Genomic DNA, 22,867 nt, shown 5'->3' with positions numbered 1-22,867 from the left:
GTGACGGCATGACTTCCGTCCGTCTGACCGTGGCGCAAGCCCTGGTGCGCTTCCTCGAGGCCCAGCACGTCGAGCGTGACGGCGTCGAGAACGCCTTCTTCGCCGGCTGCTGGGGCATTTTCGGGCACGGCAACGTCGCCGGCGTCGGCCAGGCGCTGCTGGAGCGTGAGGTCGCCGACGAGCCGTCACACCTGCGCTACCTCCAGGGCCGCAACGAGCAGGCCATGGTGCACGCCGCCGTGGCGTACGCCCGACAGCGCGACCGCCTCGCCACGATGGCCGTCACCGCATCGGTCGGTCCCGGTGCCACCAACATGATCACCGGCGCGGCTCTGGCGACGATCAACCGGCTGCCGGTGCTGCTGCTGCCGGGCGACACGTTCGCCACCAAGGTCGCCAACCCCGTGCTGCAGGAGCTCGAGGACCCGGCCAACGGCGACATCTCGGTCAACGACGCCTTCCGGCCGGTCTCTGCCTACTTCGACCGCGTGCACCGGCCCGAGCAGCTTGCTCCGGCGCTGCTCAACGCGATGCGCGTGCTCACCGATCCCGCAGCGACGGGCGCCGTGACGCTCGCGCTGCCGCAGGACGTACAGGCCGAGGCGTGGGACTGGCCCGAGGAGCTGTTCGTCCGCCGGGTCTGGCACGTGGCCCGGCCGGTGCCCGAGCCGGCAGCGCTCGAGCGTGCTGTCGCTGCCATCCGCGACGCCCGCAAGCCGCTCATCGTCGCCGGTGGCGGCGTCACCTACAGTCGCGCCAACGACGCACTGCGCGAGTTCGCCGAGGCGACGGGCATACCGGTCGCCGAGACGCAGGCCGGCAAGGGTGCGCTGGCCTACGACCACCCGCGGTCCGTCGGCGCGATCGGTGCGACCGGCACGACGGCTGCCAACACCCTCGCTGCGGAGGCGGACCTCGTGATCGGCGTCGGTACGCGCTACAGCGACTTCACGACCGCCTCGCGCACGGTGTTCGCCGCGGACGACGTGCGGTTCGTCAACCTCAACGTGTCCGCGTTCGACTCGCACAAACTCGCTGCCACCAGTCTCGTCGCCGACGCCCGCGAGGGCCTGCGTGCGCTCACCGAGGGCCTTGACGGCTGGTCCGTCGACAGCGCCCACACCGCACGGGCGACGCAGCTCGCGGGGGAGTGGGACGCGATCGTCCAGGCCGCGTACGTCCAGGATCATCAGCCCCTGCCGGCCCAGTCCCAGGTCATCGGCGCCGTCAACGAGCTGTCCGACCCCCGCGACGTGGTGCTGTGCGCGGCCGGCTCGATGCCCGGCGACCTGCACAAGCTGTGGCGCACGCGCGACCGCAAGGGCTATCACGTCGAGTACGGGTTCTCCTGCATGGGATACGAGATCGCCGGCGGCCTGGGGGTCAAGCTCGCCGCGCTCGACGAGCACGACCAACGCGACGTGTTCGTCATGGTCGGCGACGGCTCCTACCTGATGATGAACACCGAGCTCGTGACGGCGGTCGCCGAGGGCGTCAAGATCATCGTCGTGCTGGTGCAGAACCACGGCTTCGCCTCGATCGGCGCGCTCTCGGAGTCGTTGGGATCGCAGCGATTCGGCACGCAGTACCGCTATCGCACCGAGACCGGCCTCGACGGGGACCGGCTGCCGGTCGACCTCGCCGCCAACGCCGCGAGCCTCGGCGCCGACGTGCTGACCGCGACCGGCATCGAGGACTTCCGCACGGCGGTGCTCAAGGCCAAGCAGTCGACCCGGACGACCGTGATCCACGTCGAGACCGACCCGCTGGCTCCCGCCCCGGACAGTCCGGCATGGTGGGACGTCCCAGTGGCCGAGGTCTCCGCGCTCGACTCGACCCAGCAGGCCCGCACGGCGTACGAGGAGCACAAGACCCACCAGCGCAGCCACCTCGCCCCGCGCGACGGCGAGGACTCGGCATGAGCGCACCTCAGCGAGGACTGCCTCGCCCCCACCAACTTCCCGACGGCACAATGGCGCCGGGCCCCGAGAAGAGAAGGAACACCACCACATGAAGAGAATCAAGATTGTCGGCGCGATCGTTGCTGCCGGCGCCCTGCTCGCCGCATGCAGCGGCACGGGCAGCGACGAAGGTACGGACAAGACCGCAAAGAAGGACTACACGTACGCGGTCGTGACGCACGGCTCGCCGGGTGACGCCTTCTGGGACCGGGTCAAGTCAGGTGCCGAGCAGGCCGGCAAGGACTACGGCGTCAAGGTCGAGTACAGCTCGGACGGCGACCCCGCCAAGCAGTCACAGCTCATCGACGGAGCAGTCGCCGACAAGGTCGACGGCATCGTCGTCTCGATGGCCAACCCCGACGGCATCGAGGACAGCGTCAAGAAGGCCGTCGCCGCGGGCATCCCGGTCATCACCATCAACTCCGGCGTCGACAAGTTCAAGGCGTTCGGCGCGATCACCCACATCGGCCAGACCGAGACCATCGCCGGCGAGGCAGTCGGCGAGCGGCTCAAGGGTGAGGGCCTCAAGAACGCGATCTGCGTCATCCAGGAAGCCGGCAACATCGGCCTCGAGGAGCGCTGCGCCGCGGTCGCCAAGACGTTCGGCGGCAAGGTCCAGAACCTGCAGGTCGACGGCACCGACGACAGCGCCGTGCAGTCCACGATCACCTCGAAGCTGCAGGCCGACAAGTCGATCGACACCGTGCTGACGCTCGGTGGCCAGTACGCGATCGACGCCGTCGGCGCCGTCAAGGACTCCGGCAGCAGCGCCAAGGTGGCGACGTTCGACCTCTCCGAGGACGTCATCAAGGACATCCAGGCCGGCACGATCCTGTTCGCGGTCGACCAGCAGCCGTACGTCCAGGGCTTCCTGGGTGTCACGGGTCTCTACCTGAAGTCGATCAACGGCAACGACATCGGTGGCGGACAGCCGATCAACTCCGGACCGGCGTTCATCACCAAGGACAACGCAGCTGCTGTCCTGAAGTACGCGGCCAACGGAACACGCTGAGCTGAGCCGGGGCCCGGCACCAGCCGGGCCCCGGCCACTCACCCTCACTCATACGCAGGCTCGACGACCACCTCGCGGCGTCGACGAACGGAGCCACCCATGACCACAGCCACCGTGGACGACGAGCGCATCGCGCGTACGTCGACCCTGACCAAGCTGCTGAAACGCCCGGAGATCGGGGCGCTCGTCGCGGCCATCGTGATCTTCGCGTTCTTCGCCCTGACGACCGACGCGTTCGCCACCCCGAGCGGGTCGAGCACCTGGCTCCGTGGCGCCTCGACGATCGGCATCATGGCCGTCGCCGTCTCACTCCTCATGATCGGCGGGGAGTTCGACCTCTCCGCCGGCGCGATGACCGGGTTCACCGGCCTCGTCGTCGGAGTGCTGACCCGCGAGTACGGCGTCAACATCTGGGCCGCGATCCTCGTGTCGCTCCTGCTGGCCCTCGTGATCGGCGCGGTCAACGGCATCCTGGTGATGCGGACCGGGCTCCCGAGCTTCATCGTGACCCTCGGTACGTTCTTCGTCCTGCAGGGCATCGACCTCGCCGGCACCAAGGCCCTGACGGGGCAGGTCGCGATCCAGGGCATGACACAAGTGCCCTTCTACGACCAGGCCAAGCGGGTCTTCGGCTCGGCGCTCGAGGTCCAGCCGCACTGGTTCAACCTCAATCTGGGCTTCATGCGGCTCGACTTCGACTGGTCGCGTCCACTGACGATCAATGCGTCGGTGTTCTGGTGGGTCGGCGTCACGGCACTCGCGACGTGGATCCTGCTGCGTACGCGCACCGGCAACTGGATCTTCTCCGTCGGCGGCGCTCAGACGGCGTCCCGTCAGATCGGCGTACCGGTCTTCAAGACCAAGGTCGGCCTGTTCATGACGACGGCGGGCGCGGGTTGGCTCGTCGGCATGCTGCTGATCTTCACGACGTCGACGGTGCAGAGCAACACCGGCGTCGGTCAGGAGTTCATCTACATCATCTGCGCCGTGGTCGGAGGCTGCCTCATGACCGGCGGCTACGGCTCGGCGATCGGCGCCGCCTTCGGCGCCCTGATCTACGGCATGGTCAGCCAGGGCATCGTCTACGCCGGTTGGGACAACAACTGGCTCAAGGCGTTTCTCGGCGTCATGCTGCTGGGAGCGGTGCTCCTCAATGAATGGGTTCGCAAACGGGCGGAGACAGCACGATGAGCGAGAACGAAGCAGCATCACCGGTCACCAACGTCTACGCCCCGCCACCGCGCGGCACCGCGATCATCGAGGTGCGTGACATCGGCAAGCGCTACGGCAACATCATCGCGCTGAGCGACGTCTCGACGTCCGTGCGTGCCGGCGAGGTGACCTGCGTGCTGGGTGACAACGGTGCGGGCAAGTCGACATTCATCAAGATCCTCGCGGGTGCCCACGAGCACACCGACGGCCAGCTGCTGATCGACGGCGAGGACCACACGCTGTCGAGCCCTCGTGCCGCCCTCGAGCTGGGCATCGCGACGGTCTACCAGGACCTCGCTGTGGTTCCGCTGATGCCGGTGTGGCGGAACTTCTTCCTCGGCAGCGAGATCACCAAGGGTGTCGGTCCGCTCAAGAAGCTCGACATCGACTTCATGAAGCGCACCACGAAGTCCGAGCTGTCGGCGATGGGCATCGACCTGCGCGACGTGGAGCAGCCGATCGGCACGCTCTCCGGCGGCGAGCGGCAGTGCGTCGCGATCGCCCGTGCGGTCTACTTCGGCGCGCGCGTGCTGATCCTCGACGAGCCGACCGCGGCTCTGGGGGTCAAGCAGTCCGGTGTCGTGCTGAAGTACATCGCCAAGGCGCGTGAGCGCGGTCTCGGCGTCGTGTTCATCACGCACAACCCGCACCACGCCTATCCGGTTGGCGACCGGTTCATGCTGCTGCGGCGTGGCAAGAGCATGGGCGACTTCCCCAAGGCCGACCTGACGCTCGAGGACCTCACGGCGATGATGGCCGGCGGCGAGGAGCTGGAGTCGCTTGCCCACGAGCTCGCGGAGACGATGGGTGCGGACTCGGCGATCGCGCAGGAGCTGAAGGCAGACATCACGTGACGGCAGAGCTCCGCGTCGGCATCGTGGGCCTGGGCTGGATGGGCCAGGTCCACGCCCGGGCGCTGAGCCGGCTCACGCAGCACTACACCGACAGCCCGTTGCGGCCGCGGCTCGTCGCGGTGGCCGACACGGCCGACGACGACCGTACGGAACGCGCTGCGCAGGCCTTCGGGTTCGAGCACCAGCTCACCGACTGGCGTGAGCTGGTGACCCGCGACGATGTCGATCTTGTATGCGTGACCGGGCCCAACTTCATCCACCGTGACGTCGCAGTCGCCGCGGCGCAGGCCGGCAAGCACCTGTGGGTCGAGAAGCCCGCGGGCCGCAACGCCGACGAGACCGCCGAGATCGTCGCGGCCGTCGAGGCCGCCGGCGTGCAGAGCGCGGCGGGGTTCAACTACCGCAACGCCCCGGCCGTCGAGCTGGCGCGCGAGCTCGTGGCTTCCGGACGACTCGGCACCGTCGAGCACACGTCCGTACGCTTCGTGTCCGACTACGCCGCGCACCCCGACGGCGCCCTGTCGTGGCGGTTCCAGAACGAGTTCGCCGGCAGTGGCGTGCTCGGCGACCTCGTCAGCCACGCGGCCGACCTCGTCCGCTACGTCGTGGCCGACATCGACGAGCTGATCGCCGACCGGGCGACGTTCATCCCCGAGCGTCCAGAGGCCCGGCCCGGTGCGATGCACTACGAGCGCGGCTCGGGCGCGATGGGACCGGTCGAGAACGAGGACTACGTCTCCGCCCTCCTGCGCCTCGCCGGCGGTTCGCGCGGCATCCTCGAGGCCAGCAGGTCCGCGGTGGGGGAGCAGAACACGTACGGGATCGAGGTGCACGGCACCACGGGCGCCTTGAAGTGGGACTTCCGGCGCATGGGTGAGCTGCAGGTCTGCCTCGACCAGGACTACCAGGACGCGTTCTACGCGACGCGCTACGTCGCTCCGGGAGACGGCGAGCTCGCGGCCTTCCAGCCCGGAGCCAACAACCCCATGGGCTTCGACGACCTCAAGGTCATCGAGGCCCGCCGGCTCGTGCAGTCGATCGCCGACGGCAAGCCGCACGGGGCCACCATCCACGACGCGCTCATCGCGGCGCGCACCGTCGACGCGATGATCGTGTCGGCCGACGAACGAAAGTGGGTCGCACTGTGAGTCTCCGTGTGGGCGTCATCGGGGTGGGTGCCATGGGCGCCGACCACATCAGGACGATCTCGACGGCCATCCCGGCAGCGCGGGTGTCCGAGGTCTACGACTTCGACGTCGAGCGGGCCTACGCCGTCGCGCAGCCGGTCTACGCCGGCGTCGCCGGGTCGGCCGAGGCGCTGATCGACTCGTCGGCCGTCGACGCGGTCATCATCTGCTCGCCGGACCACACGCACGCCGACCTCGCCAAGGCCTGCATCGCCGCCGGCAAGCACGTGCTGTGCGAGAAGCCGCTCGCCGTGACCGCCGAGGACTCGCTATCGGTCGTCGAGGCCGAGGTCGCGGCCGGTCGTCAACTCGTCCAGCTCGGGTTCATGCGGCGCTACGACCCCGGCTACCGGGAGATGCGCGACGCCTTGCGCAACGGCGACATCGGCGACGCGCGCATGGTGCACTGCATCCACCGCAACGCCTCCTCGCACACCAGCTCCACCAGCGAGGGCATCGTCACCGGCTCGATGGTGCACGAGCTCGACATCGTCCGGTGGCTGCTCGACGACGAGGTCGCGAGCATCCGGGTCGAGTCCCCGGTCGCGGAGGGCCTGCGCGATCCCCAGCTGGCCACCATCCAGATGCGCTCGGGCGTCCTGGTGTCGGTCGAGGTGTTCGTCAACGCCGCGTACGGCTACGACGTCCGGTGCGAGCTCGTCGGCACCTCGGGAACCGTGTCGCTCGTGCCGCCGACGCCCTCGAGCCTGCGCAAGGCCGGACTCGACGGCGTACGCGTGCGGGACGACTTCATCGGCCGGTTCTCCGACGCGTACCGGCTGGAGCTCGGCGCCTGGGCCGAGGACGCGCTCAACGGCGTGGTGCACGGTCCCAGCGCCTGGGACGGGTACGTCGCGAACGTCGTCGCCGCGGCGGGTGTCGCCTCACTCACCGCTGGCGGACGCCAGAACGTCTCCCTCGATCCGCGGCCCGACCTCTACGCCTAGGAACCTCGATGACTCTCACACCCGTCCGGATCGGACTCATCGGAGCGGGGCGCATCGGCGCGTCCCACGCCACCGTCATCGCCCGCCGCGTCCCGGAGGCACAGCTGGTCGCCGTGGCCGACCCCCGTCCCGGTGTCGCCGCAGCGCTCGCCGAACCACTGCACGCTCGCGGCGAGTCGTCGCCCGAGGCGGTCTTCGCGGCGGATGACGTCGATGCGGTCGTCATCGCGGCATCGTCCACCGCGCACGCCGAGCTCATCGTCGCCGCTGCCGGCGCCGGCAAGCATGTGTTCTCCGAGAAGCCCGCCGGGATGAGCCTCGAGGAGATCGAGCGCGGCATCGCGGCGACGGCTCAGGCTGGTGTGGCGTTCCAGGTCGGCTTCAACCGCCGCTTCGCCGCCGACTTCCGTGCCGCGCACGACGCGATCGTCGCCGGCCGCATCGGTACGGTCCGGCAGCTGCGCTCCCTGACCCGCGACCCGGGCGCCGGGCCGGCCGATCCCGATGCAGTCCCGCCGTGGACCGTCTTCACCCAGACGTTGATCCACGACTTCGACACCCTCAACTGGCTCAACCCGGGCGCGCGAGCCGTCGACGTCGTCGCGACAGCCGACTCGCTCACGGCGCCCGGTCACCCGACGCTGCTGGACCACGCGACGGTCGTGATCCGGTACGACAACGGTGCCATCGCAACGGCAGAGGCGAGCTTCGCGGCGGCCTACGGGTATGACGTACGCGGCGAGGTGCTCGGTTCGGCCGGCATGGTGACCGCCGGCGAGGGTGCCACGACGTCGATGCGCCTGCACGACGCGACGGGGCGGATTGCGGCGACGGCACACGGCGACACCGAGCTCATGATCGACGCCTACACGGGAGAGTTCGCCGAGTTCGCGACCGCGATCCGCGAGGGGCGTACGCCGTCGGTGACTGGTGAGGACGCCCGCGCCGCCTTCGCGATCGCGCAGGCATGCATCGAGTCGCACCAGTCCGGCACCCGGGCGCAGGTCCCCGCGTGACGTTCACCCTGGCCGTCTGCGCCGAGATGGTGTTCACCGAGCTCCCGTTGCTGGAGCGGATCGATCGGATCCATGCGGCGGGGTTTGCCGCCGAGATATGGGGATGGAACGACAAGGACGCCGCAGCGCTGGCGGCCACGGGCGCGACGTTCACCTCGATGACCGGCTACGTCACGGGCGACCTGATCACGCCTGACGGAGCCGACGACCTGCTCCGCACGGCCGAGCAGTCGATCCCGTTCGCGCAGGCGATCCACTGCCCGACCCTCAACCTGCACGGCACCGGCCTCGGTGACGGTGGCATTCCCGTACGCCCGGTCGAGGTGGTGACCGGCGACATGTGGCTGGCCGCCGAACGTACGCTCTCGCGCGTCGCGGAGCTGGGGGAGCGGCATGGCGTCACGTTCGTCCTGGAGAACCTCAACACCGAGGTCGACCATCCCGGCACCCCGTTCGGGCGCGCCGCCGACACTCTGGCGCTGGTGACCGCGGTCGACAGCCCGCACGTCAAGATGAACCTCGACCTCTACCACGCGCAGATCGGCGAGGGGAACCTCGTCGAGCTCATCCGTCGGTCCGCACCGCACCTGGGCGAGGTGCAGGTGGCGGACGTACCCGGTCGCTGCGAGCCGGGCACGGGCGAGGTCAACTGGCCGTTCGTCGCCCGCGCGCTCGCCGATGCCGGGTACGACGGCGTCGTGGCGATGGAGGCGTACGCGAGCGGCGACTCCCACGTCGCCCTCGAGCGCTTCCGCGAGGCGTTCACGCTCTGACGCCGTCGATCTCCGGCGCGGCGTTCACGCTGTCAGCGAACAGCCGTGTTTTCGCGTGTGTTCGATCCCCGGGCCGTCTAGGTTTGGGGACGTGAACACACCGGATACCCACAGCCCCATGTCGCCGAGAATGGCCGGCGAGGCCGGCCCCTCGGATCTCGATGGCCACATCTACCAGCGGCTGCTCAAGGAACGCATCGTGTTCCTGGGCTCCGAGGTCCGCGACTCCAACTCCAACGCGATCTGCGCCCAGATGCTGCTGCTCAACGCAGAGGATCCGCAGGCCGACATCTACCTCTACATCAACTCGCCGGGCGGCTCGGTCGACTCCGGCATGGCGATCTACGACACGATGCAGTTCATCTCCAACGATGTCGCCACGTTCGGCATGGGCCTGGCTGCCTCGATGGGCCAGTTCCTGCTCGCCGCGGGCACGGCCGGCAAGCGTTACGCCCTGCCGCACGCGCGCATCATGATGCACCAGCCCTCGGGCGGCATCGGCGGCTCGGCGTCGGACATCAAGATCCAGGCGCAGCAGAGCCTGCTGCTCAAGAAGCAGCTCAACGAGCTGCAGGCCCAGCACAGCGGTCAGACTGTCGAGCAGATCGAGCTCGACTCCGACCGCGACCGGTGGTTCACGCCGGAGCAGGCCAAGGAGTACGGACTGATCGATCACGTCGTCGCGAGCGCAGGAGACCTCACATCATGAGCTACTACATTCCCCAGTGGGAAGAGCGCACGTCCTACGGCTTCCGCCGCATCGACCCCTACGCCAAGCTGTTCGAGGACCGCATCATCTTCCTCGGCACGCCGATCAGCGACGACGTCGCCAACGCCGTCATGGCCCAGATGCTGTGCCTCCAGGCGATGGACCCCGATCGCGACATCAGCATCTACATCAACAGCCCCGGCGGCTCGTTCACCGCGCTGACGGCGATCTACGACACGATGCGCTACCTCAAGCCCGACGTGCAGACGATCTGCCTCGGCCAGGCTGCCTCGGCCGCCGCCGTGCTGCTCGCCGCAGGCACGCCCGGCAAGCGTCTGGCGCTGCCCAACAGCCGCATCCTGATCCACCAGCCCTACACCGAGGGCACCGGCGGACAGATCTCCGACCTGGAGATCCAGGCCAACGAGATCCTGCGCATGCGCGAGCTGATGGAGAAGATGATCTCCGACGCGTCGGGCAAGCCCGTCGAGGAGGTCAGCAAGGATGTCGACCGCGACAAGATCCTCACCGCCGCCCAGGCACTGGAGTACGGCCTGATCGACGAGGTCCTCGAGACCCTCAAGGTCCCGGCAGTCTGACGACACGCCTATGACAACCGGCGCCGTGACCGAGACGCAGCACACATTCGCCGCTAGGGTGAAAATATTGCTCTCCCGGTCACGGGCCGGCTCCGGCTCACACCGCGCAGAACCAAGAAGGGACTCTCCACGTGGCACGCATTGGTGAAACGGCCGATCTGCTGAAGTGTTCTTTCTGCGGAAAGAGCCAGAAGCAGGTCAAGAAGCTCATCGCCGGACCAGGTGTCTACATCTGCGACGAGTGCATCGACCTCTGCAACGAGATCATCGAGGAAGAGCTCGCCGAAGGTGCTGAGCTGAGTCTTGGCGAGCTGCCCAAGCCGCACGAGATCTACGACTTCCTCAACGGCTACGTGATCGGTCAGGACGGCGCCAAGAAGTCCCTGGCCGTCGCGGTCTACAACCACTACAAGCGGGTCCAGGCGCAGGTCGGCAGCTCCCGTAGCAAGGACGACCAGGTCGAGCTGGCCAAGTCCAACATCCTGCTCGTCGGTCCCACCGGGTGCGGCAAGACCTATCTCGCGCAGACCCTGGCCCGCATGCTCAACGTGCCGTTCGCGATCGCCGACGCGACCGCCCTGACCGAGGCCGGCTATGTCGGCGAGGACGTCGAGAACATCCTCCTCAAGCTCATCCAGGCCGCGGACTACGACGTCAAGAAGGCCGAGACCGGCATCATCTACATCGACGAGGTCGACAAGATCTCGCGCAAGAGCGAGAACCCCTCGATCACGCGTGACGTGTCGGGCGAGGGCGTGCAGCAGGCGCTGCTCAAGATCCTCGAGGGCACCACGGCATCGGTTCCTCCGCAGGGCGGCCGCAAGCACCCGCACCAGGAGTTCATCCAGATCGACACGACCAACGTGCTGTTCATCGTCGGCGGCGCGTTCGCCGGTCTCGACCAGATCATCGAGCAGCGCAGCGGCAAGACCAGCCTCGGCTTCAACACCGGCCAGGTCGACATCGGCAAGGCCGTCGCGCCCGAGAAGCTCTACTCCAAGGTGCTGCCCGAGGACCTGCTCAAGTTCGGGCTGATCCCCGAGTTCATCGGCCGTCTGCCGGTCATCGCCGCGGTCGACAACCTCGACAAGGAAGCGCTCGTCGCGATCCTCACCGAGCCCCGCAACGCCCTGACCAAGCAGTACGTCCGGCTGTTCGAGATCGACGGCGTCGAGCTCGAGTTCAGCACCGACGCGGCTGAGGCCATGGCCGACCTCGCGCTGGCCCGGGGCACGGGTGCCCGCGGACTGCGCTCGATCATCGAGGCGGTCCTCGAGCCGGTCATGTACGAGATCCCGAGCCGTGACGACGTCGCCAAGGTCATCGTGACCGACGCGACCGTGGCCGGCACCGAGGGCCCGACGATCCTGACCCACGACGAAGTCGCCAAGAAGGCCTCCTAGCCTCCCCAGCCATACCGTCGGTAGGTTGGCTGCATGACCTCAGTCGACATCGCCCTGCTCGGAGCCACGGGATTCACCGGTGGCCTCACCGCCGACTATCTGGGTGAGCACCTGCCGCCGGGCGGGTCATGGGCGATCGCCGGCCGCAACCAGGCCAAGCTCGAGGCCGTCGCCGACCGGATCGAACGGCTCGGGGGAGTGCGCCCGGAGATCATCTCGGCCGACATCAGCAATCCCGACTCGATGACCGCGCTCGCCCGCAGCACCCGCGTCCTGGTCACGACCGTCGGTCCCTACCTCAAGTACGGCGAGGCGGCGGTCAAGGCGAGCGTCGAGGCCGGCATCGCCTACGTCGACCTGACCGGCGAACCGCAGTTCGTCGACGACATGTGGCTCAAGTACCACGATCGTGCCGTGGAGACCGGCGCACGGATCATCCATGCCTGCGGCTTCGACTCGATCCCGTACGACCTGGGCGTGCTGTACGCCGTGGAGCAGCTGCCCAAGGATGTCCCGATCCAGGTGCGCGGCTACATCCGGGCCAATGCGGAGTTCTCCGGCGGCACCTATCACTCCGCGATCAATCAGTTCTCGTCCATGCGCGAGTCCGGCAAGGTCGCCGCTGCCCGTCGCAAGGCCGAGCCGAGGCCCGACGGCCGCAAGGTCCGCGGGTCCGGCAAGGTCGGCAAGGCGCCGGAGCTGGGCGGCTGGGGCGTCCCGATGCCGACGATCGACCCGCAGATCGTGTTGCGGTCGGCCCGGTCGCTCGACCGGTACGGCCCGGAGTTCACCTATTCGCACTTCGCGCACTTCAAGACCCGCCGCATGCTGGCCGCATCGGGTCTCGGGCTCGGCGTGGCGTTCGCCGGGGCACAACTCCCGCCCACCCGCGCACTGCTGCTCAAGCTCAAGGATCCCGGCGCCGGTCCCTCGGAGGACAAGCGCGAGAAGTCCTGGTTCACGTTCACGGTCTTCGCCGAGGGCGGCGGCCAGAAGGTTCGCGCCGAGGTCACCGGCGGCGACCCCGGCTACACCGAGACGTCCAAGATGCTCAGCGAGTCGGCCCTCTGCCTGGCGTACGACGACCTGCCCGACGTCGCCGGTCAGACCACCACGGCGGTCGCCATGGGCGATGCGCTGATCGAGCGTCTGCAGAAGGCCGGCATCACGTTCCGGACCGTCACCGCCGCGTAGTGGCCATCCACGCGCTAGGCGCGGAGCGCCGTGAGGCGAGCTCTTGCGAGCCGAAGCGATGTGACATATTCGTCGCGCGGACCTTCTCACACCCACGCGACGGGGTTTGCCGAGCGCCCAGACGTAGGGTGAAGACATGGACTTCGCCGGAGTCATCACCACCGTCCTGACCTCGAGCGATGCCCCTCCGGGCTTGCTCCCGGCCCGCGAGCAGATGGCACTCTCGCTGGGCTGGCACATCATCCTCGCGTGCTTCGGGGTGGCCTTCCCGACGATGATCTACGTCGTGCACCGGCGGGGCATCGTCCGCGAGGACCCGGTCGCCCTCGGCCTCGCCAAGCGGTGGGCCAAGGTGTCGGCCGTGCTGTTCGCCATCGGGGCAGTCTCCGGCACGGTGCTGAGCTTCGAGATGGGCATCCTGTGGCCCGGGCTGATGGGCAAGTTCGGCGACGTCCTCGGCCTGCCCTTCGCCTTCGAGGGTCTGTCGTTCTTCGTCGAGGCGATCTTCCTCGGCATCTACCTCTACGGCTGGGACCGGATGCCGCCCCGCCGGCACCTCATGATGCTGATCCCGATGGCCATCGCGGGCGTGGTCGGCACGTTCTGCGTCATCTCGGTCAACGCGTGGATGAACAACCCCACAGGGTTCAAGCTGGTCGATGGTGAGGTCACCGACGTCAACCCGTGGCGGGCGATGTTCAACGACGGTGTCTACCTGCAGTTCGCGCACATGTGGTTCGCCGCGTTCATGGTCGTCGGCTTCGTCGTCGCAGGCGTGTATGCCGCCGGCATGCTCAGAGGTCGAGTCGACGCCCATCACCGCCTCGGCTTCACGGTGCCGTTCGTGTTCGCGACCGTCGCGGCGCTCGTGCAGCCGTTCATCGGCCACATCCTGGGCCTCCGTGTCGGTGAGACCCAGCCGTCGAAGCTGGCGGCGTTCGAGCTGGCGACGGCGACCGAGCAGCCGGCCCCGCTGCGCCTCGGCGGCGTGCTGATCGACGGCAAGGTGCACGGGGCGATCGACATCCCCAAGATCGGGTCCCTGATCGCCCGCAACTCGTTCGACAAGCCCGTGCCGGGGCTCGACACCGTACCGTCGGCGGATCGGCCACCGGTCAACATCACCCACCTGGCGTTCCAGTCGATGGTCGGCATCGGCACGCTGCTGGCGATTGTCGTGGTGCTGTTCTGGCTCGCCCGCTGGCGCGGCCATGATCCGCTGGCCAAGCGCTGGTTCCTCCGCGGTGCGGTCGTCGCCGGTCCGCTGGCGATCCTCGCGATGGAGGCCGGCTGGATCGCGACCGAGGTCGGCCGCCAGCCGTGGGTCGTCTGGGGCATCCTGCGCACCGAGGACGCCGCCAGCCAGAGCGCGGGGCTGTGGTGGAGCTACGCCGCCGCGGTCGTGGTCTATGTCGGCATGACGATCGGCGCGTTCGTCGTCCTGCGCTCGATGGCGCGGCGATGGCGCGCCGGCGACGAGGACCTGCCGAGCCCGTACGGGCCCGGCAGCGCGACGGTCGACGAGGCGGGTGCCCGATGAGTCTCGCGGTCGTCGTCGCCATCGCCATGTTCGCCGGCATCGTCCTGTACGCCCTGTTCGGCGGCGCCGACTTCGGCTCGGGGTTCTTCGACCTGACGGCCGGAGGTTCTGAACGTGGCGGAGAGCTGCGTGTCCTGATCGACCACAGCATCGGCCCGGTGTGGGAGGCCAACCACGTGTGGCTGATCTACATCCTGGTGATCTGGTGGACCGGCTTCCCCGAGACCTTCGCCGCGGCGACCACGACGCTCACGTTGCCACTCGCGCTGGCCCTGGTCGGCATCGTGCTGCGAGGGGCCAGCTTCGCGTTCCGCAAGTACTCTGCGACCTTGGCGCAGGCGCGTCTCTTCGGCGCGGTATTCGCCGGTTCGTCGCTCATCACGCCGTTCTTCCTCGGTGCTGCCGCGGGCGCGGTCGCGTCGGGCCGGGTGCCGGCCGAGGGCAACGGCGACCAGCTCAGCTCGTGGATGCACCCCACCTCGCTGTTCGGCGGGCTGATAGCGGTCGGCACCTGCGCCTTCCTCGCGGGAGTCTTCCTGACTGCAGACGCCGCGCGTTCGGGCCATGGCTCACTGAGCGAGACGCTGCGCATCCGTACGATCGGCGTCGGCGTCGTCACCGGGATCGTCGTGTTCGCCGCGCTGGTCCCGATCAAGCACGACTCGCCGACCCTCAGTGACCGGCTGCTCGGACCGGCCGCGCCGGTCATCGTGGTCTCCGCCCTGGCCGGGCTCGCGACTCTGATCCTCCTGTACGTCCGACGGTTCTCCCAGGCGCGACTGGCAGCGGTCGTGGCGGTCGCGGCCGTCGTGATCGGCTGGGGCGTCGCGCAATATCCCTGGATGCTGGTCGACGAGGTCAAGATCTCGGCTGCTGCGGGCGCCGACGCGACCCTCGCCGGGCTCCTGGTCGTGGTGGGCCTCGCCGGCGTCATCGTCGTGCCGGCCCTGACCTACTTGTTCTGGTTGACCCAGAGCGAGCGCTGGACCGAGTCGCACGAGCCGGCGGGCTAGGCCCGCACGACCTCGACTCCGTGGGCACGCAGAGCGCTGACATCCTCGTCGCTTGCATCCGTGTCGGTGACGACGACGTCGAGGTCGTCGTAGGAGGCGAACGAGAACACGTGATCGAGCGAGAACTTCGACGAGTCGAACACCGCCACGACCTTGCGGGCTGACCTGACAAGGGCACGCTTGACGGCTGCTTCATCAGGGTCAGGGGTGCTGAGCCCGTGCGCCGTCGACGCGGCGCTCGTCGCGAGGAAGCACACGTCGGTCCGCAGACCAGCGAGCGCGTCGATCGTGGCCGGACCCATTGCGGCGGCGGTGGCACCGTCGACCTGTCCGCCGAGCACGTGCAGCGAGACGGACGGCATCGTGATGAGCTTGGCGGCCGCCGGGATCGCGTGCGTGATCACGGTCAGGCTGCGGTCGAGAGGAAAGGCGTCGATGAGGCCGCTCAAGGTGGTGCCGGCGTCCAGGACGACGCTGCCGCCGGCCTCCGGCAGCAGGCGGGCCGCCTCGCGCGCCAGGCGGCGCTTCTGCTCGGCGTGGACGACCTCACGCTGTGCCAGGTTGGGCACCAGGATCGTCAGGGCACGGGTCGCAACGGCACCGCCGTGCACGCGCTGGGCGACGCCCTCGCGCTCCAGCACCGCCAGATCGCGCCGAATGGTCTCGCTGCTGACCTCCAGCTCCTCGGCGAGGTCGATGACCGCGAGGCGGCCGTCATGCTGAAGGCGCTCGGCGAGAAGCTGCTGGCGTTCTGCGGCATACACAACGGGCTCCCGGATCAACTGGACGTGGTTTTGTGTGGCTTTGCTCGCTGATCCTATGGCTTTGTGCCCGGTCCCGAGTAGAGTCGGGCGAAATCACCTGTCGTGTCGCACTGAACTGGAGAGCTCATGCCTGCATCCGTCCTTCGAGGCAACGGCGTCGTGCCGGGGATCGGTGTCGGGCCGGTGGTCCGCCCCATGCCGCGCCCCGTGGTCCCGGCCGACGAGCCGAGCATTGACCCGGAGGACGGCGCGAGGCGTTTCGGCGACGCGGCCAATGCCGTGGCCGACCGGCTCGCGGAGCGCGCCGGTCGAGCGACAGGGGCAGCCGCGGAGGTCCTGCTGGCGACGTCGGCGCTCGCTCGCGACCGTGGGCTGGCCGCACTCGTGCAGAAGCGGCTCGCAGACGGTTCTGGCATCTGCGCGTCGACGGCGGGCGCGATCGAAGAGCTCAACGACTTGTTCTCGGCCGCCGGCGGGGTCATGGCGGAGCGGGTGACCGACCTCGCCGACATCCGAGACCGGGTCGTCGCCGAGCTGACCGGCCAGCCCGAGCCCGGCCTGCCGACTCCCGAGGTGCCGTCGGTCTTGTGCGCCGACGACCTCGCGCCCGCGGACACCGCAGGTCTTGACCCCGTCTCGATCGTGGCGATCGCCACGTCACTCGGCGGTCCGACGAGCCACACGACGATCATCGCCCGCCAGCTTGGCATCCCGTGCGTGGTCGGCGCCGAGGGACTCGACGACGTAGCGGTGGGGACGTCGGTGCTGGTCGACGGTTTGAGTGGCGAGGTCGTCATCGACCCCGACGCAGACATGGCCCGAGAGCGTACGGAAGCGGCGGCCCACGCTCGTGAGGCCGCGGCGTCCTGGCGTGGACCCGGCGCGACGTCTGACGGGCACGCGGTCGACATTCTCGCGAACGTGCAGGACGGTGTGGGAGCGCGGAAGGCTGCCGAGACCAAGGTCCAGGGCGTGGGTCTGTTCCGCACCGAGCTGTGCTTCCTCGACCGTGATGTCGAGCCAACGGTCGAGGAGCAGGCTGAGATCTATCGAGAGGTCTTCAGCGCGATGGGCGAGCGGAAGGTGGTCATCCGCACGCTCGATGCCGGCTCGGACAAGCCGCTCGGCTTCGCGACGATCAAGGACGAGCCCAACCCGGCACTGGGAGTGCGCGGCATGCGGCTCGGCCTCCGCGACGAGGGGCTCATGGATCGCCAGCTCGATGCCATCGCGCTTGCCGCCCAGGACTCGGCGGGGCCTGTATGGGTCATGGCGCCGATGGTCGCGACCGAGGGCGAGGCGGAGTGGTTCGGCGCGAGGGTGCGCGCGCGAGGTCTGGTGCCCGGCGTCATGATCGAGGTTCCGAGCGCGGCCCTGCTCGCGGATCGCATCCTGCGGCACGTGGACTTCGTGTCGATCGGCACCAACGACCTCAGCCAGTACGCGTTCGCGGCCGATCGGATGGCAGCGTCGCTGGCGCACCTGACCGACCCTTGGCAGCCTGCCCTGCTCGCACTGATCCAGCGCGTCGCGCAGGCCGGCATCGACGCGGGCAAACCGGTCGGTGTCTGCGGTGAGGCGGCCGCGGATCCACACCTCGGCTGTGTTCTGGTCGGCCTGGGCGTCAGCTCGCTGTCGGCGGCCGCTTCGGCGGCGCCACTCGTCGGCGCCACGTTGGCCTCACAGGGACTCGACGCTTGCCAGGCAGCGGCGAGCGCCGCGCTCGACGCCAAGGACCCGGCCACGGCGCGGGAGGCCGCTGCAGCCTTCCTGGCCTGATCAGTCGACGAGGGCCGGCGTCGCGTCGACCTTGAAGCCGTCGACCGCCTCGTCCGCGACGTACGTCGGTTCGGCGACGACCCGGCCGGCTGCCAGCACGTCCGTGATCGCCAGACGGACGAGATCGAGCCGCGCCTTGGTGGCGCTAATCGTCAGGCTGCTGATCTCGGTCTTCTGGCTGACCTTGGCGGTCGACTTGGCACCACGGATGTCGGCCAGCACCGAGGCGGCCGAGCCCAGCAGCGCCGGGTCGTGACTGTCCGTTGTGAGGTCGATGTCGTTGACCGGCCACGCGGCGCGGTGGATCGAGCCTTCCTGCCACCACGACCAGACCTCTTCGGTCACGTAGGGCAGGAACGGCGCCAGCAGGCGCAGCTGGACCGACAGCGCGAGCACGAACGCACTCCTGGCCGAGCGGCCGGCTGCGTCGTCGCGGCGCGAGCGCTCCTTGACGAGCTCGAGGTAGTCGTCGCAGAAGTCCCAGAAGAACTTCTCGGCGACCTCGAGGGCCGTGGCGTAGTCGTACTCCTCGAAGCGAGCCGTGGCGTCGTCGACGACACCACGCAGGCGGCTCAGCATCGCGAGGTCGATCGGCTCGGTGACGCGAGACGGATCGAGGTCGCTCGCACCCGCGCCCAGTCCGTACGCCTCCTCGGACGCGAGCACGAACTTGCTGGCGTTGAGGACCTTCATCGCGAGGCGACGGCCGACCTTCATCTGCGCCTCGTCGAACGGCGAGTCGGCACCCGGGCGGGCACCGGCAGCGCGCCAGCGAACCGCGTCGGCCCCGTACTTGTCGAGGATCTCGTCGGGCACGACGACATTGCCCTTGGACTTGCTCATCTTCTTGCGGTCGGGGTCGACCACGAAGCCGGACAGCGCCGCGTGCGTCCACGGGGCGACGCCGTGCTCGAGGTGCGCTCGGACGATCGACGAGAACAGCCAGGTGCGGATGATGTCGTGGCCCTGCGGCCGCAGGTCCATCGGGAACGTCCGCTCGAAGAGATCCGGGTCGCGCTCCCACCCGCAGATGATCTGCGGCGTCAGCGACGAGGTCGCCCAGGTGTCGAGGACGTCAGGGTCGGCCAGGAACCCGCCGGGCTCGCCGCGCTGCGACTCGGTGAAGCCGGGCGGGACCTCCGACGACGGATCGACCGGCAGGCTCGCCTCGTCGGCGAAGATCGGGTCGTCGTAGTCGGGCTCGCCATCGGCGTCGAGGCGGTACCAGACCGGGAACGGGATGCCGAAGAAGCGCTGGCGCGAGACGAGCCAGTCGCCGTTGAGCCCCTCGATCCAGTTGGTCAGGCGTGACTGCATGTAGGCGGGGACCCAGTCGATCTCGTCGCCGCGGGCGACGAGCTTCTGCCGCAGATCGGCGTCGCGCCCACCATTCGTGATGTACCACTGGCGGGTCGACACGATCTCGAGCGGCTTGTCGCCGCGCTCGTAGAAGTTGGCCATGCGCTGCGTCGGCGTGGGCTCACCGTCGAGGTCACCGGTCTCCCTGAGGGCGGAGACGACCGCCTCGCGGGCCGAGAACGTCGTCTTGCCGGCGATCTCTTCGTAGCGGGCGACCCCGTCGGCGCTGATCCAGTCCGGCGTCTCCCGCAGCACCCGGCCGTCGCGGCCGATGATCGTACGGTTGGGCAGCTGCAGCTCGCGCCACCACTGGACGTCCGTGAGATCACCGAAGGTGCAGGACATGACGATGCCGGACCCCTTCTCGGGATCGGCCAGCGTGTGCGAGACGACAGGGACCTCGACGCCGTAGAGCGGCGACGTCACGGTGGTGCCGAACAGCGACTGGTAGCGCTCGTCGTCGGGGTGCGCGATCAGCGCGACGCAGGCTGCGATGAGCTCGGGGCGGGTGGTCTCGATGATGACGGGGGAGTCGCTGCCATGGAACGCGACGCGGTGATAGGCGCCGGGATACTCCCGTGCCTCGAGCTCGGCCTGCGCGACGGCGGTCTGGTAGGTCACGTCCCACAGGGTCGGCGCGTCCTGCTGGTACGCCTCGCCGCGGGCCACGTTGCGCAGGAATGCGCGCTGCGACACGACCTGTGAAGCGTTGCCGATCGTCGTGTACTGCTGCGACCAGTCGACGCTGAGGCCCAGCGTGCGCCAGAGCTGCTCGAAGACCTTCTCGTCCTCCTCGACGAGCTCGTTGCACAGCTCGACGAAGTTGCGGCGGCTGATCGGGATCTGCCGCTTCGCGTCGGGCTTCTCAGGTGCGGTGAAGTCGGCGTCGTATGGGAGCGAGGGGTCGCAGCGCACCCCGTAGAAGTTCTGGACCCGTCGCTCGGTCGGCAGGCCGTTGTCGTCCCAGCCCATCGGGTAGAAGACCTCTTGGCCGCGCATGCGCTGGAACCTGGCGATGAGGTCGGTGTGCGTGTAGGAGAACACGTGGCCGACGTGGAGCGAGCCCGAGACGGTCGGCGGGGGAGTGTCGATCGAGAAGATCTCTTCACGGGTCTTGGTGCGATCGAACGTGTAGGTGCCCAGCTCGGCCCAGCGGGCGGACCAGGTGGCCTCGAGGCCTTCGAGGACGGGCTTCTCCGGGACTGTGTTCACAGCAGGCAAGTCTATGGGTGAGTCGTGGGCACAAAAGCATCGGCGTCGCGGGCCACCGAAGTGACCCGCGACGCCGATGTGTTGGTGCTAGGCGCCGACTGGCGACTTGATCACGTCGTCACCGGCCGGGCTGACCGGGACGTCCTCCTTCTTGGCCAGCTGACTCGGCCACCAGATGTGCCGGCCGATGTCCAGGTTGAGCGCCGTCACGAGCACCGAACGCACGATGATCGTGTCGAGCAGGACGCCGACGGCAACCGTGAATCCGAGCTCGGCCAGGAACACGATCGGGATGGAGGCCAGGGCGGCGAACGTGCCGGCCAGGACGAGACCCGCCGAGGTGATGACGCCTCCTGTCGCGCCGAGACCGATCAGCGCTCCACGCCTGGTGCCCTTCTGCAACGACTCCTCCCTGACTCTCGTCATGAGGAAGATGTTGTAGTCGATGCCCAGCGCCACCAGGAACACGAAGGCGAACAACGGGAACGAGGAGTCCGCGCCGGCGAAGTCGAACACGTGCCGGAACACGAGCGCGCCGATGCCCAGGGCGGCGCCGAACGACAGCACCACTGTGCCCAACAGGATCAACGGTGCCGCCAGCGCTCTCAGCAGGAGCGCCAGGATGATGAACACGGCAACCAGCACGATCGGGATGATCAGCCTGTTGTCGGCCGAGGACGCCGACTGGACGTCCTTGTTGACCGCGGTGTTGCCGCCCACCAGCGCATCGGCGCCGGGGACCTTGTGGACCGCGTCGCGGACCCGGTCGACCGTGTCGAATGCCTTCGTGGAGTCAGGCGCTGAGGTCAGCGTGCCCTCGAGGTAGGCCACGCCCTTGGCGCTGCCCTTGACCTCGACGCTCGCCGGGTCGATGCCGTCGACCGATGCGAATGCCGACTTCACGGCGTCCGCGTGGTCGGCCTTGGCAACCACCGCGACGGGGGACCCAGCCCCACCGTCGAAGTGCTTGGCCAGCTCCTTGTCAGCCGTGATCGACGGCTGGGTCTTGGTGAAGCTGTCCTCGTTGCTCAGGCCGGTCGCGTCGAGCTGGAAGATGCCCAGCGAGAACGCGCCGAGGATCACGGCGGTGGCGATCCAGACGAATCGGGGCTTCTTGGAGATGCCCCGGCCGACGCGACCCCAGATGCCGGACTCGTTGCGCTCCGGGTCCCCGAAGTGCGGGATGAACGGCCAGAACACCCAGCGGCCGAAGATCACGAGGAGGGCCGGCAGCAGCACCATCATCATGAGGAGCGCCATGACGATGCCCGCCGCGGTCACCGGACCGAGGCTGCTGGTGGAGTTCATCTGGGCGAACATCAGGCACAGCAGGCCGACGATGACCGTCGCGCCGCTGGCGATGATGGCCGGACCGGCACGGTGCAGCGCGTGGGCCATCGCCTCGTGGCGATCGGCGTAGTGGCGCAGCTCCTCGCGATAGCGGGCCACCAGCAGCAGCGCGTAGTCGATGCCGGCACCCAATGTCAGGATGCTGAGGATCGCCGCGCTCTGACCGTTGACCGTGAGCCCGAAGCCCTTGGCCAGCAGGTAGACGAAGCCTTGGGCGGTCAGGACGCTGGCGACGCCGCAGAGCAGCGGGATCAGCCACAGCACGGGGCTGCGGTAGGTCAGCAGCAGGAGGATCACGACGACACCGAGTGCCGACAGGAGCAGGATGCCGTCGATTCCGGCGAATGCCTTGGCCTGGTCAGCGCCCAGCGCCGCAGGGCCGGCGATCTTGACGTTCAACCCGCCGGCGTCCTTCTCGGCGACCTTGCGGATGTCCTTGACGGCATCGGGAAGCTTGTCCCAGCCGTCCTCGTCCATCGTGATGGTCGGGATGACCTGGAGCGCCTTGCCGTCCTTGGACGGAATCGGGCCGACGACGTCCTTGTCGACGAGCTTGACGTCGGCGAATGCCGCCACGTCAGCCTTGGCCTTGGCCAGGTCGGCCGGTGTGATGCCGGAGTCGCGGACATAGAGCACGACCGCGGGGGCGCTGTTGGGATCGGAGAAGGCCTCGGACTTGTTGATGACCTTGGTTGACTCGGCGTCGCCGGGCAGCCACGCCCCGATGTCGTTCTCCTGGATGCCCGTGAGCTTCGCACCCAGGGACGCCATCGCGCCGATGAAGATGATGGAGGCAACGAGGGTGACCCATTTTGCCCAGCGGTGGGCGATCCAGCCCGCTATCTGGCGGTTCATGTATTTCTCCTCGGGTGAGCGTCCGATCGGGACGCGAGACACGGTGACTACATCATGACGTAATGGACCGACAAATGTGACATAGGTGGTGCCCCTGATTCTCCCCCTGATGTCCTGCGACAATGGAT

18 protein-coding genes are annotated in these 22,867 nt (G+C 68.6%); 15 read left to right on the top strand and 3 right to left on the bottom strand.

Annotated features, from left to right (window positions below; translation table 11 throughout):
• Positions 1 to 8 precede the first annotated feature (8 nt).
• From iolD to BOSE46_RS15515, 14 genes are all read left to right on the top strand, one after another.
• Positions 9 to 1,922 carry a 3D-(3,5/4)-trihydroxycyclohexane-1,2-dione acylhydrolase (decyclizing) gene (gene iolD, locus BOSE46_RS15580; RefSeq protein ID WP_159541104.1) on the top strand — a complete coding sequence of 638 codons (1,914 nt, stop codon included), beginning with the start codon at positions 9 to 11 and terminating at the stop codon, positions 1,920 to 1,922.
• Positions 1,923 to 2,010: 88 nt separating this feature from the next.
• On the top strand, positions 2,011 to 2,973 hold the full coding sequence (locus BOSE46_RS15575; protein ID WP_159541103.1) for a sugar ABC transporter substrate-binding protein: 963 nt from the start codon (positions 2,011 to 2,013) through the stop codon (positions 2,971 to 2,973).
• Between the two features lie 99 nt (positions 2,974 to 3,072).
• On the top strand, positions 3,073 to 4,164 hold the full coding sequence (locus BOSE46_RS15570) for an ABC transporter permease (protein WP_159541102.1): 1,092 nt from the start codon (positions 3,073 to 3,075) through the stop codon (positions 4,162 to 4,164).
• Entirely contained in the window at positions 4,161 to 5,039 is an 879-nt protein-coding gene (locus BOSE46_RS15565; RefSeq protein ID WP_201299649.1) for an ATP-binding cassette domain-containing protein, read from the top strand. The genes BOSE46_RS15570 and BOSE46_RS15565 overlap by 4 nt, the downstream gene beginning before the upstream one ends.
• On the top strand, positions 5,036 to 6,187 hold the full coding sequence (locus tag BOSE46_RS15560; protein WP_159541100.1) for a Gfo/Idh/MocA family protein: 1,152 nt from the start codon (positions 5,036 to 5,038) through the stop codon (positions 6,185 to 6,187). Before BOSE46_RS15565 ends, BOSE46_RS15560 begins: the two co-directional genes overlap by 4 nt.
• Positions 6,184 to 7,173 (top strand): Gfo/Idh/MocA family oxidoreductase, encoded by a 990-nt coding sequence (locus BOSE46_RS15555; RefSeq protein WP_236551772.1) that lies wholly within the window; start codon positions 6,184 to 6,186, stop codon positions 7,171 to 7,173. Before BOSE46_RS15560 ends, BOSE46_RS15555 begins: the two co-directional genes overlap by 4 nt.
• An 8-nt stretch (positions 7,174 to 7,181) precedes the next feature.
• On the top strand, positions 7,182 to 8,189 hold the full coding sequence (locus BOSE46_RS15550; RefSeq protein WP_159541099.1) for a Gfo/Idh/MocA family oxidoreductase: 1,008 nt from the start codon (positions 7,182 to 7,184) through the stop codon (positions 8,187 to 8,189).
• Positions 8,186 to 8,962 (top strand): TIM barrel protein, encoded by a 777-nt coding sequence (locus BOSE46_RS15545; protein WP_236551771.1) that lies wholly within the window; start codon positions 8,186 to 8,188, stop codon positions 8,960 to 8,962. The genes BOSE46_RS15550 and BOSE46_RS15545 overlap by 4 nt, the downstream gene beginning before the upstream one ends.
• A 130-nt stretch (positions 8,963 to 9,092) precedes the next feature.
• Positions 9,093 to 9,671 (top strand): ATP-dependent Clp protease proteolytic subunit, encoded by a 579-nt coding sequence (locus tag BOSE46_RS15540; RefSeq protein ID WP_159542852.1) that lies wholly within the window; start codon positions 9,093 to 9,095, stop codon positions 9,669 to 9,671.
• Positions 9,668 to 10,270, top strand: coding sequence for an ATP-dependent Clp protease proteolytic subunit (locus BOSE46_RS15535; protein ID WP_159541097.1), 603 nt, complete (start codon positions 9,668 to 9,670; stop codon positions 10,268 to 10,270). Before BOSE46_RS15540 ends, BOSE46_RS15535 begins: the two co-directional genes overlap by 4 nt.
• A gap of 131 nt (positions 10,271 to 10,401) precedes the next feature.
• Complete coding sequence (gene clpX, locus BOSE46_RS15530) at positions 10,402 to 11,673, top strand: ATP-dependent Clp protease ATP-binding subunit ClpX (RefSeq protein ID WP_159541096.1); 1,272 nt, start codon at positions 10,402 to 10,404, stop codon at positions 11,671 to 11,673.
• A gap of 33 nt (positions 11,674 to 11,706) precedes the next feature.
• Entirely contained in the window at positions 11,707 to 12,867 is a 1,161-nt protein-coding gene (locus BOSE46_RS15525; protein ID WP_159541095.1) for a trans-acting enoyl reductase family protein, read from the top strand.
• A gap of 136 nt (positions 12,868 to 13,003) precedes the next feature.
• Positions 13,004 to 14,407 (top strand): cytochrome ubiquinol oxidase subunit I, encoded by a 1,404-nt coding sequence (locus BOSE46_RS15520; protein ID WP_201299648.1) that lies wholly within the window; start codon positions 13,004 to 13,006, stop codon positions 14,405 to 14,407.
• Positions 14,404 to 15,420, top strand: coding sequence for a cytochrome d ubiquinol oxidase subunit II (locus BOSE46_RS15515; RefSeq protein WP_159541094.1), 1,017 nt, complete (start codon positions 14,404 to 14,406; stop codon positions 15,418 to 15,420). The genes BOSE46_RS15520 and BOSE46_RS15515 overlap by 4 nt, the downstream gene beginning before the upstream one ends.
• Here BOSE46_RS15515 and BOSE46_RS15510 read toward each other — a convergent pair.
• Positions 15,417 to 16,184 carry a DeoR/GlpR family DNA-binding transcription regulator gene (locus BOSE46_RS15510; RefSeq protein ID WP_159541093.1) on the bottom strand — a complete coding sequence of 256 codons (768 nt, stop codon included), beginning with the start codon at positions 16,182 to 16,184 and terminating at the stop codon, positions 15,417 to 15,419. The two genes, BOSE46_RS15515 and BOSE46_RS15510, sit on opposite strands and share 4 nt — an antisense overlap.
• 126 nt (positions 16,185 to 16,310) lie before the next feature.
• Here BOSE46_RS15510 and BOSE46_RS15505 point away from each other — a divergent pair, with 126 nt between their 5' ends.
• Positions 16,311 to 17,963, top strand: coding sequence for a phosphoenolpyruvate--protein phosphotransferase (locus BOSE46_RS15505; protein WP_159541092.1), 1,653 nt, complete (start codon positions 16,311 to 16,313; stop codon positions 17,961 to 17,963).
• On the opposite strand, the gene valS is transcribed toward BOSE46_RS15505, so the two are convergent.
• Positions 17,964 to 20,543 (bottom strand): valine--tRNA ligase, encoded by a 2,580-nt coding sequence (gene valS, locus BOSE46_RS15500; protein WP_159541091.1) that lies wholly within the window; start codon positions 20,541 to 20,543, stop codon positions 17,964 to 17,966.
• Between the two features lie 78 nt (positions 20,544 to 20,621).
• Entirely contained in the window at positions 20,622 to 22,739 is a 2,118-nt protein-coding gene (locus BOSE46_RS15495; protein ID WP_159541090.1) for an MMPL family transporter, read from the bottom strand.
• Between the last annotated feature and the right edge of the window lie 128 nt (positions 22,740 to 22,867).

This window comes from Aeromicrobium sp. 9AM (assembly GCF_902506105.1).
Classification (GTDB): domain Bacteria; phylum Actinomycetota; class Actinomycetes; order Propionibacteriales; family Nocardioidaceae; genus Aeromicrobium.
Note: the sequence above shows the minus strand (reverse complement) of the source record. Positions and strands in the feature narration are given on the sequence as shown.